This window comes from Coleofasciculus sp. D1-CHI-01, from assembly GCF_040218875.1.
In the GTDB taxonomy this organism is placed as follows: Bacteria; Cyanobacteriota; Cyanobacteriia; order Cyanobacteriales; family Coleofasciculaceae; genus Coleofasciculus.
In genome coordinates this window covers 1-11,978 of record NZ_JAVJQP010000135.1, presented here as the reverse complement: position 1 = coordinate 11,978, position 11,978 = coordinate 1, and the positions used below count along the sequence as shown (strand labels likewise).

General features: G+C 45.1%; 8 protein-coding genes. 1 reads left to right on the top strand and 7 read right to left on the bottom strand.

Features of this window, described 5'->3' with window-relative positions; all coding sequences use genetic code 11:
• Window positions 1-2: 2 nt before the first annotated feature.
• From RIB93_RS24115 to RIB93_RS24085, 7 genes are all read right to left on the bottom strand, one after another.
• Window positions 3-452, bottom strand: coding sequence for a hypothetical protein (locus RIB93_RS24115; RefSeq protein WP_446376418.1), 450 nt, complete (start codon window positions 450-452; stop codon window positions 3-5).
• A 390-nt stretch (window positions 453-842) separates the two neighbouring features.
• Entirely contained in the window at window positions 843-2,237 is a 1,395-nt protein-coding gene (locus tag RIB93_RS24110; protein ID WP_446376416.1) for a rhodanese-like domain-containing protein, read from the bottom strand.
• A gap of 21 nt (window positions 2,238-2,258) precedes the next feature.
• Complete coding sequence (locus tag RIB93_RS24105; RefSeq protein ID WP_446376414.1) at window positions 2,259-2,711, bottom strand: beta-lactamase hydrolase domain-containing protein; 453 nt, start codon at window positions 2,709-2,711, stop codon at window positions 2,259-2,261.
• A 486-nt stretch (window positions 2,712-3,197) separates the two neighbouring features.
• Window positions 3,198-4,259: a ribosome small subunit-dependent GTPase A gene (gene rsgA, locus RIB93_RS24100; RefSeq protein WP_446376412.1), complete on the bottom strand. Its 1,062-nt coding sequence runs from the start codon at window positions 4,257-4,259 to the stop codon at window positions 3,198-3,200.
• 286 nt (window positions 4,260-4,545) lie between these two features.
• Window positions 4,546-7,332, bottom strand: coding sequence for a GAF domain-containing protein (locus tag RIB93_RS24095; protein ID WP_446376410.1), 2,787 nt, complete (start codon window positions 7,330-7,332; stop codon window positions 4,546-4,548).
• Between the two features lie 264 nt (window positions 7,333-7,596).
• Window positions 7,597-8,427 (bottom strand): prepilin peptidase, encoded by an 831-nt coding sequence (locus RIB93_RS24090; RefSeq protein ID WP_446376408.1) that lies wholly within the window; start codon window positions 8,425-8,427, stop codon window positions 7,597-7,599.
• A gap of 167 nt (window positions 8,428-8,594) precedes the next feature.
• Complete coding sequence (locus tag RIB93_RS24085) at window positions 8,595-10,145, bottom strand: glycosyltransferase family 39 protein (protein ID WP_446376406.1); 1,551 nt, start codon at window positions 10,143-10,145, stop codon at window positions 8,595-8,597.
• A 669-nt stretch (window positions 10,146-10,814) separates the two neighbouring features.
• Between RIB93_RS24085 and dndE the strand changes: the two genes are divergently transcribed.
• On the top strand, window positions 10,815-11,195 hold the full coding sequence (dndE, locus tag RIB93_RS24080; RefSeq protein ID WP_446376404.1) for a DNA sulfur modification protein DndE: 381 nt from the start codon (window positions 10,815-10,817) through the stop codon (window positions 11,193-11,195).
• The last annotated feature ends 783 nt before the right edge of the window (window positions 11,196-11,978 follow it).

Genomic DNA, 11,978 nt, shown 5'->3' with positions numbered 1-11,978 from the left:
CATTACTCGTTAAATTCTGTACATTTTAAACGTCCCTGCCGAACTTCAGCTTCCGAACTATCCGCATAAATACTCGTGGAAATCACGCGATTTGTGACCTCCTCTAAATAGGAACGCAGCGTCTCATCCAACTCCTGAAATTCGGGCCACAGGGTTTCATTCACAAAGCTAACCGGAACACGAGCCATTACTGTGGTATATTTTTGCCGATAATAGCGATAGGGTTCAATCCCGTAACGACGTAATAACGCTAAAAATAGCTTCTTTGACCACATATCCGTCAATGTGAATTTGTATTCCACCGGCGGATCAAGCTTTTGCACATCGGTGAGCTTTTCGCGGATACGGTCTAGGGCGTTCGCCGCCGCCACTTTTTCCCCCGTTGTAGTTGCACCTGCAAATAAGGATTCAATGCGTTGTAGTTTTTCAATCAGCTTTTGTTCTTCTGTCAAGATGATTCCCTCTCGGCTTCAATTCAAATTGACCACCGATTGTTAATATATCACTCTTGCCCAGCCTAAATAGGGGCTGCTGAATAAGTCTTGTGGTGGGGGTAGGGAGTTCTTGAAGCAGGGGAAGCAGGGGAAGCAAGTAACGTAGGGTGGGTTAGGCGGCATCTAAATCGAAGCGATAATCATTTAATGGAGTATCCGCCGCAACCCACCGATGTTAACTGAGCGGTGTATTCTTTAATCAATATTTCAGATAATGACTCTTAACTTTATTGGGTTTCCTATGTTAACCCAACCTACAACTACTAAAATTAAGGAATAGATGGCATCGTTAAATCGGGCGCACGGAGCGTGCACCCCTACCGTTTTGTTTGCCTAATCCTAATTCATTTATGCTGGTTGTTTCACAGGTAAATCTGCACTCTTCCAGGCACTCCATGAACCGGGAATATTGATAACTTTCTTAAACCCATGCTTTTGCAGCAAACTGGCAGCAATAGATGCCCGATATCCACTCCCACAGTAGGTAGCTACGGTTTTATTTTTATCTAACTTATCCAGTTTTTCTTCAAGATGAGGGACATAAATATGTTCAGCGCCAGGGATGCAGCCACTGTGAAATTCTTTATCGGTTCGCACATCTAACACCGTCAGCTTTGAGTCTTCCTTGTGCTGATTCAACTCATGCACCGTCCACTCACCCAGGTGCTGCAAGGGTAGCCCCGCATTCTGCCAACTTTTCATCCCATTATGGAGATATCCGGCTAATTTATCGTAACCCACACGGAATAACTGTTCTGTAACAAGCGATAAATCCCGCGCACTTTCTACGACTAATAACAGCGTTTTTTCGGGTTCAATCATCCAACCCATCCAGGTAGGAAAGGCAGATTGCAGGGCAATGTTAATCGCACCCGGAATATGTCCGCCGCCAAATGCCAGCATGGAACGGGTATCAATGACAATGGTGTTTTCATCTGCCATTTTCTGTTGGAATTCTTGAGGAGATAAGGGTTGCAATGTTGGCACGCACCCTTTAATCGGTGCCCCTTTAGCGTTCACTTTCTTTAAGCGGGAATAGTGAGTGGGGGGTTCTGGCATATCGCTCAAAATCCACTCGACAAATTCGGCTTCGGTTCGCTGTTTATAGGCGTCACTAAAAATCCGTTCATTGCCGATTGTACTCTGTCGTCGATCGCCTATGGATTTACCGCAGGCTGAACCCGCACCATGACAGGGATAAACTTCGACGCGATCGCCTAATGGGACGAGTTTGTCGAATAATGAATGATACAGTTGCGCCGCCTGTTTTTTCTCGGTTCCTGTACCGACTAAATCGGGACGCCCAACATCTAGATTAAACAGCGTGTCTCCTGTGAGTACGCCAAAGGGTTCTTTCCCCTGGTGAGCATCATGAATTAATACACAGATATGTTCTGGCGTATGTCCCGGCGTATGCAGGGTGCGGAGGGTAACTGTACCCAGTTGTAACTCGTCTCCCTCACTCAGTTGCTGTATCTGGAATTGATAATCTTTACTCTTCCCGCCGTAAATTGTTGCGCCAGTACGGGCTTGAAGTTCCGATGCGCCGGATACAAAGTCGGCGTGGATATGGGTTTCCAGAATATGGGTAATTCTCACACCCCGCGATCTCGCAATTTGCAAATAGATATCGACGTCGCGGCGCGGATCAATAACGGCGGCGACACCCGCTTTATCGTCTCCCACTATATAGGATAGCTGCGCCAATCCTTCGGTGTTAATTTGTTCTAAAACTAATGCCATGATTCTTTCTCCGATTCAGGATTAACTCCCTTGTGAATGCTGTGAAATATAATTTTTGAAGAATTCTTTCATTGGAGGGGATTTCTCACAATCAAAGCCCATGCTTTTGCCTTTTTCCATGGCTTGTTCTGCGGTCATTCCTTCGCGAGTTGCCACATACATTAATGCCATCATCCCGGAACGTAACCCACTCTTGCAGTGAATTACGGCTGGCTTGGGCAGTTCCTCGATTTGTTGGAGAACTTGGCTTGCCAGTTCCTCGGTTAGGGCGTCGGGTTTAACGGGGATATTGACATAGTGCAATCCGGCGGCGGCGGCTTGCTGCTTTTCATCGCTAGCGAACCCCTCTTCCTCACGCGATCGCAGATTCAATACCGATTTCACCCCCTCTTGAGCCGCTTGTTGCAATTGCTCCGGCGTCACCTGATTGGTGGCTACGGTTAAGTTATCGTTGATATTTTTAGCGTTTTCCATGAACGTCTAACTCCTTGTTAAAATGCCGATAGTCTAATTGAAATGGGTATAAATAAACACATTGATTCAGGCTCGATATCCCCAAAGAACTTCTTGAGCGGACTTGCCGGGATTCCATCCTAGGTGTCCCCATTCAATGTCACATTAGACACACCAATTTATTCTGAGGTCGGCTATTTATAGTCCATTCATAGTCTTGGCTGAAAATTGGCACAATTCATCTAACCTGAGAAGGATCTTTTTTTCTGTCTAACGATAGTTGTAATTTTGAGATTAGGCTACTTTATTAGACGCTTCGGCTGTGAGTTAACAGGCGACTTCAGCTAAACGTCACCTCGCTCATGATACTAGCAGAAATTATTGTCAATAGAGTGATCTCTTTTTTTAAGGAAAGTCGGGGCGGGTTTAGTCGCATCTGGGTAAACCAGAAGCGATAGTTGTCAAACCCGCCCCTAAATGGGCGCTATGATGTTCTGCGATTTGGCATCAGTGTTTGTGTTGATTCCTCAGGGCTTTAGTGATTTTTTTCCACTTTTCCTTCTCGGCTAAGGAGGCTTTTTGGTCTTGTTTCCTGGCTAAATAGTGAAGTTCTTTTTGCAGTTTTTGATAATTCAGGAAACGCTGCTCATCAAGGATGCCATTTTCCAAGGCTTGTTGCACAGCACAACCGGGTTCGTCTTGGTGTTTACAATTACGAAAACGACAGTGCTGGGCTAAGGTGTCGATATCGGTAAAGGTATCGGCTAAACTTTCCTCGTCTGCCCAGATCTGAAGTTCCCGCATCCCTGGAGTATCGATCAGCAAACCTCCTGAAGGCAGGGGAATCAATTGGCGATGGGTAGTGGTATGTCGCCCTTTACAATCGCCCGAACGGACTTCTCCAACCGCTTGCACGACTTGACCAATTAACTGGTTCACCAACGTCGATTTGCCGACGCCTGAGGAGCCGAGTAAAGCAACAGTTTGTCCGGGTTTTAGGTAAGGTGTTAGGGATTCTAATCCCTGATTTTTGACTGCACTTAAAATAATCACAGGTACACCAAAAGCGATCGCTTCAACAGCCTCTCGCTTTTCAGCAATATCCTCGCCTAAATCCGCTTTATTGAGGACAATTACAGGATTCGCGCCGCTTTCCCACACCAGAAGCAGGTAGCGTTCAATGCGCCGCAGATTAAAATCCTCATCCAAACCAGAGACCAAAAATATCGTATCGATATTGGTGGCAATAATTTGGACTTCGGTTTTTGTGCCAACGGTTTTCCGCGAAAATTGACTTTTCCGGGGCAAAATGCCATGAATTATCGCCTGTTTACCTTCATTGGTGAGGCGAATCACCACCCAATCCCCTACAGCCGGGAAGTCTTGGCGTCCAGTTGCTTGGTAGCGCAGTTTGCCGATAACTTTTGCTGAAAGTTCGCCTTGTTCGGTGTAGAGACGATAAGTATTTTTGTACTCTAGGGCAATTCGACCAATGGTGTAGCTTTCTTGCCATTGGGGATTGAGGCTGTTGGCAAAAAATTCACTCCAGCCTAATGAGTCTAAATTCATTGATTTCCTCAGTGTCTGTTCAGACATAGAGTTATCCTTCTGGGTATTTCCCGATTACAGATTTATGTATTATACTACAAAAAAACTACAGTTAAGTAGATGGACACAATTAACGTGAACGGTTGAGATTAGGGAACACCTCGACTTCGCTCGGTGTCTCACAGGGAACAGTAAGGGTTTGAGGTTGATGTACAAAACTTAATACAGTACCGTTTTCTTTTGTCTGACTACTTATCTCAGATTTTGCACCTGATCCAGCCGAGAAACGGGTGAGATTACTAAGTCATTATGACTTATTGACAGGTAGCTTAATTACAAACTCTGTTCCTTGAGGATGATGGGAATGACATTGAAGCTGTCCCCCGTGTTTATCTACAACAATCTGATAGCTAATCGACAATCCTAAACCAGTTCCTTGACCGACAGGTTTGGTCGTAAAGAACGGATCAAATATTCGAGATTGAACCTCTGCCTTGATGCCAGCACCGTTGTCAGCAATACGAATAATTACCGAATTGGGTTCAACGAATTCTGTGTGAATCAAAATCATCGGTGAGGGGTGATTATTTATTGGGGATAGGTGATTGCTATTTCCTCTGTTGGCTGAAGGAAGTCCTGATAAATAGGCAGGATTATGAGCTTCGTCAAGGGCATCAATGGCATTGCTTAGAATATTCATAAACACTTGATTGAGTTGACCCGGATAACATTTGACTAACGGCAGTTGACCATAGTCTTTAACCAGTTTAATCGGAGGACGATTTCCCTGTTGGGTCAGTCGATGTTTTAAAATTAGCAGAGTGCTATCGATGCCTTGATGGAGATTCACCTGCTTGCACTCGGCTTCATCAAGTCGGGAAAAGTGGCGTAAGGATTGGACAATTTCACTGATGCGACGAGCGCCTTCTTGCATTGAGGCGAGAAGTTTGGGGAAATCAGTGGCAATAAATTCTAGGTCAATATAATCTATGTATTCGGCAATCTCGGCAACGGGTTCGGGATAGTGTTTGCCATAGAGTTGAATCAGGTGCAGTAAGTCTTGAGTATAGTCGGAGGCGGGAGTGATGTTGCCGTAGATGAAGCTGGTGGGGTTGTTGATTTCGTGTGCCACCCCTGCCACGAGTTGCCCCAAACTAACCATTTTTTCATTTTGTACCAGTTGGGCTTGGGTGCGTTGGAGTTCCTGCAAGGCTTGTTCGAGTTGCAAGGCTCTTTCTCGTTCTTGCTGGGTGATTAAGTGCAAGGCTTCTTGGGAACGTTTGCTCTCGGTGATGTCGGAAAATGAGGTGACAACGGCGTAGGGTTGGCTGTCTCCGGGATTAAACAGAGGTTGAGAATTCATGCTAATCCAGGTGATATCATGTCTTTGTTCTTGGCATATTTGCTCCTTGTGTCGTAATTTCAGCCCTCCGCTTTTTGCCTTGTTTCCAGCAACAGGTGAGTCGTTCACTGGACAAGGTAGGAGTGATGCTTCGGGTGGGGAAATTCCCATAATTACTCTTACTTGGGGTTTTCCTGTGCGTAAGGTTACCATCGCGGGATGGTTTTGGCTGGGGAAGGGAGAACCATCTTCCTGAATGATTTGTCCCCCCCAGTTCATCCCGATTTGTCCGAGTATCTGTTGAGCAGAACGTCCTAAAATGTTTTCAGCACTGAGATTACAAGCAATAATCTGACCGTCGGCTTGCTGGAGTAGAATGCCCTCAGACATGGCGGTGACGACGGAACGATATCGTTGTTCGCTGACTCGTAGTTCTTTTTCTATGCGTTGCCGCTCGATGAGTTCCGCCTGTACTTTAGAATATAGCTCCGATTGTTGGAGTGCGATCGCGACTTGGGTGGCTAATTGCTGTAATAGCTCGATTTCGTAGGATTGCCAGTGCCGTTGACTACGACAGTGATGGACGATTAATAATCCCCAAAGTTTGTCACCTAAAATAATTGGCACGACTAAGTTGGCGATGACTTGGAAGGGTGTAAGTAACTGGAGATGACAAGGATGTAAACCTGCGGTATAAATATTAGCGATCGCACTAACTCGACCTTGCTGATAAAGTTGAGCGTAGTCTTTGCCAAAACAGGGATCATCTAGAGTTGTATTCAGAACGGCTGTCCAGGGTTCCCCCACTGACTCGACGACAATCTGCCCACTCCAGTCTGGATTGAAGCGGTAAATCAACACTCGGTCTGTTTCTAGGAACTGTCGCACCTCGGTGACGGTGGTGTCAAGAATTTCATCCAAGTCTAAGGATTGGTGAATGCGTAAGGCAATTGCCCCGAATAACCGTTCCCGTTGTTGCGCTGCGACGCGATCGCTGATATCTAGTAGAGTACCGAATAGTTTATGCACCTGACCCTGGGCATTGAAAATCGGTTCTCCTTGGGCGAAAAGATGGCGGATAAACCCATCAGGGTGCAGGATACGAAATTCTAGTTGGCACGATTTCCCCCGAACGAGTTGGTGAACTGTTTTTTTCCAAGCTTTTCTATCATTGGCATGAATTTTTTGTCGATGTTCTCTTAGGGTGGGTGTGGGTTGTCCTGGAGAGAGTCCATAAATGCGAAAGGTTTCATCAGACCAAGTAATGTTTTGGGTGGCTAAATCAAATTCCCAACTGCCCACATGGGCAACTTTTTGAGCTTGGGCAAGGTGGGTTTTTTCCTTCAAGAGTTCCGCTTGGGCTTTTTGACGTTCTTTAATTTCGGCTTCGAGTTGGGCGGTGCTGGGGATTGTCAGGGCTTGGGGAAGTAGTCGGACAAGTTCTGCTGCGGTTACCACCGAAATTAGGGCAGTCACGGCTTTTATCTCACCCGATAACCAGTAATTCGGATGCCAAAGCGTCCAGATTTCCATAATATGGGTCGTACCACAGGCAATGATGAACCCACTAAATAACCAGAAAATCCAGTTAAATGGGACATCGCTTCTCTTGGTGACAAAATAAGTTAGCGTTAGGGGAATGGAGAAATATGCCAATGCGGTGAGAAAATCAGAGATTAGGTGTAACCCAACTAATTCTGGCTTCCAGAGGTAGCAATGTCCGTGGGGAATGAAAAATTCTGCCAATACCATGGGATGAGAAAAGACTCTTAAGAAAGAATTAAAATGGTAAATTCAATGATTCTGCCCGTTATTTATACTCTACTCTTTCTCTATTCGGCAAACGGGACAAATCATTACTGTTCCCTGTTACACACCGAGCGGGTTACTGAGCGTGTTACTGAGCGAAGCGTTCGACTGAACTTCGACAGGCTCAGTTGCCGCGCTCACGCCGAAGTCCGAGGTGTTCCCTATTCCCTTTCCTCACCCCTATACTTATTCAGCAAGCCCTACTTCTTAAACGGCAAATGATAAGGGAAAAAATAACCGCAGATAAGCTGATAAAATAGCTTCTCCCCAAAAAACTGTCAATCCTGCACCTAAAGCTAGAAATGGTCCAAAGGGCATCGGTTGTCGCCGATTCAGCCAACCCATCGCCATAGCACCGCCGCCAGCAAATGCGCCGACTGCACAGGCTAAAAACCCAGCTAATAGTAAATATTTCCATCCCAACCAAGCCCCCATCATTGCGGCTAGTTTGGCATCTCCTCCGCCCATGGCGGTTTGCCCAAAGATGATAGAACCGACTAGGGTGATGATGTCAAATAACCAAATTCCCAACACTGCACCGCCAATTCCGGTCATGAGTTGAGCCGATATCTCGGAAAGTTGAGCGGTTGGGAAAAAAGCGAATGCGCCTTGAAAGACTATACCTGCAACTAATCCGGACTGGGTGAGGGAGTTGGGGAGTGTCATGGTGTCGAGATCAATTAAGGATAGGGCTAATAACCAGCTTAAAAATGTCCAATACCCAAAGGTTTCTATGCTTAAGCTATAGTGTAAAAAAACTAATAAAAATAAGCATCCGGTGATGGCTTCGACTAGGGGATAACGCCAAGAGATGCGACTACGACAATGACGACAGCGCCCTTTTAACCAGAGCCAACCGAGGATGGGGATGTTCTCTCGTTTGCCGAGTTTGTGTAAGCAATGCGGACAACGGGAGGGGGGGAACAGGATGGATAAGTTGGCGGGTAGGCGATAAACGACGACGTTGAGAAAGCTGCCGATAGATGCGCCGAGGGCAAATACGATTAAAGCGGTGATGATGATAATTAAAGTATCCATGGTGAATCATGTTGTAGGTTGGGTTGAGGAACGACACCCAATGAGTTTGATGTTAGGCATTGTTTACTAGCCTTAAGGGGGTACGATTTAACTTATAATATTTTTTGGCTAGACTTTGAGGGAATGGGGGCAAAGGATTAGGGCGCTAAAGCGCAACTACAAACAAACTATTCTACTCTCCATAACCAGGATTTGGAGTTGGGTTCTTCGGTTAGTTGATGATTGGTTTGAATTCCTTGTTTCAAGGGTTCTGTGGGTCGATAGACAAAGATGGGGGAAAATTGATTGGGAATTTGGGGAATTCCAGGGGGGAGAACCATCTGGAGATGAACGTCTGGATGCAGGGAATGACTGAGAGAAAACATAATTCCCGGAATTTTATCACTAACCACGAGGGGATTTTTGGCTTGATTGACAATTTCAGCCACTTGGGGATTATATCGACTTTTACTATGACTTTTGTGCCACCATACCGGAAATTGGGCGCTGACGATACAGGAGATAATACCACAAAATAAGAGTGCGATCGCGCCGTATTGCCAGCGCTTTAGATGCTTTGTCTCACCGTTGATTGCGGTGGTTTTGGCGGTGAGCAAGTACGCTACTGCTATCTGAATTCCTAAATAACTGGGAACGGCGTATCGGGTAATACTAGAACGACGCCCGCCTAAAATGACATCGGGTCCAATTAGGGCGATTCCGGTAACCCCAATTAAGGTGATAATAAACACCCAAGCGTTGAGGGGGGCTTTGCGGTAAAGGTAGTATAGCGCATAGCCAGCTAATAAAGCACTCAGATAATGCAGTGGACTAAATGGGCTGGTTCCTTGATTCACATCAAAGAAAATTCGACTCAGATTTAATCCCCAAAATAAGGGTAAAAATCCTTCTCGATTCAAGTTAACCGAGGCGGTATTGTCTACGAATTTGGGGAAATGGCTAATCACAATCCCTAACCAGGGTAAAAATAGGAGTAGCCCGACTAGAGATGATAATAAATACTTCGTTAGTTGGCGACTCCAACGAAATCCTTCAGTGACTAAAACATAAATACCATGTCCAATAGAAACGAAGGCGGAAAAGGGGTGAGTATAAAGTCCCAGCGCCACAGTTATTCCGTAAATTCCCCAACTCGGTAAGCTTTTTAATCGAATGGCTCGCAATAATGCCGCACTTGATAATAGAATAGTCACTGTCCACAAACTATATTCGCGTGCTTCTTGGGCGTACAAGACATGGAACGGGGAAATCGCTATAATGGCAACACCAACCCAACTTACTGTCGATAATCCGAAGAGTTCCCAACATAACCAGTACATACAAGGAAATGCCAGGAAACTGATTAATACGGATAAGAGGCGAATGGTGACAACGGAATGACCAAAGCGTTGCAACCAGAACCGTGCCATTAGATAATAGAGGGGCGAATGTTCGGGATTTCCGGCTAAGGCGTTAATCGTGTCATTGAGATCTTTTTCTGGCGTGGGATACTGATACCGCTCTAAGAAGGCTGCAACTGGAATCACCTCACCGTCGAATGCCTGCTGGATAACTTCGGTTTGGGTATACCCAGAGATTCGCATCGAGGTCATTGTCTCATCGTACCAGTAAACCTTGCGATCGAGGTTATAGACGCGGAAAACTATCCCCAGTATGATTACGGCAATCAGTAAATTTCGCCATCCGGTTGGACTTAACGGTAATTTTTTTAACATCATTCATTAATCTCACCCACGCGCCTTATTTTGACCCCTGGTAATAGGCGTCAACCAAGCTGTTGTAACTTTGTAATCTGTGTTTTTGTCAAGTCTTGGTCATGATTTTTATCGTAAGTTTAAAAAAATACATGCGTTCAAGGGAACATTGGCAGTGAGGCAAAAACTAGAAATTATACAAAGTTCCACGATAATTCAATGGTTTTAGCTTTGTCTAGATGATTGAAACTTACAAAAAACCCACCATAAATACTATACCTGAAAACCGCACATTTTACTCACAATCGCCGTAACCCCTGAAAATTAGTAGATTATTCGGGAAAAGGGGTCAAAAACGAGCAATTATAACGTTTTGTTGAGACAAGACTCTGATTGGAAAATTTGAACATTTTGGGGAGGAAGGAATAGTTGAAGTTATCAAAACTTGACAAGTTGAGCCAAAACGACATTGAGTCAAGCTACAGATGTGTCAGTAGCGAAGGAGAAAGAGTAACGGGGTATGTTGTGAATCGTGGTTATTGCCAACAGAGCGATCGCCTGTAGTCATTTCATTTGAGGTGAATGGAATTGCGGTGGTCATTTTGATATGATGAATTGTCTATTCCCTGTTCTCTGTGACACACCGAGCGAAGTCGAGGTGTTCCCTGTTCCCTATTCCCTGTTCCCTGAAAAATGGAAATTGAACGCTTTAAACTCTCCAAATCAGCCAAAGACCAACTAACCAAGCTCAAACGCTACACTAAAATTGATCAGTGGAATATTCTTTGCCGCTGGGCGTTTTGCCGTTCTCTGGCGGAACCGACTCAACCTTCACCTGTCCCGATTCCGGCTGACTCGAATGTGGAAATGACATGGCGGGTGTTTGGTGGCGAATCGGCTGATATTTTGTTAATTGCGCTGAAACAACGCTGTCATAATGATGGTTTAGGGTGTGATAAGGATACTCTGACTACTCAGTTTCGCCTTCATCTACATCGGGGGATTGGGTATTTAGCGGGTGATCCCACGATTAAGACGATTGAAGATTTTATTGAAATTGCGAATAAGGAATAAATGTTCTTGGTTATTCCCCTCTCTACACCCTTCCATCATGCATGTCTGGTTATTTTCGATGACATTATGTGTGATGTGTTCTGTGTTTTTTAACTCTGTAGGGGCGAGTTACGGGTTCCGGTTAAGAGGGGTCTACAGGTCGGCACATTTTCCCATGATGAAATAGTACCTAAAATGCGCGATCGCGTCAAGCCCTAATTCTTTTTCTTTTGGGGCAATTATCCCTTTGATGTGCCATGTTCACCTGAATATCTGAAGGGGTTCATCTGTGAACAAAGGAGATGAATACAGTAGATTTTGGTAGGTTACTGTGGATAGCGGATTAAAGGATTGGTTGGGTTAATTGATTCCCACCTAACCCACCCTACAGGTCGGCATATTTTCCCATGATGAAATAATACCTGAAATCCGCGATCGCGTCAAGCCCTTATCCTTATTTCTTTCGGGGCGATTATCCCTTTGATGGATAATGTTCACCTGCATATCTGAAGGGGTTCATCTGTGAACAAAGGAGATGAATACAGCAGATTTTGGTAGGTTACTGTGGATAGCGAATTAAAGGATTGGTTGGGTTAATTGATTCCCACCTAACCCACCCTACAGGTCGGCATATTTTCCCATGATGAAATAATACCTAAATTTCGCGATCGCGTCAACCCCTTATCCTTATTTCTTTTGGGGCGATTATCTCTTTGATGTGCCATGTTCACTTGAATATCTGAAGGGGTTCATCTGTGAACAAAGGAGATGAAGACAGCAGATTTTGGTGGGTTACGGTGGATA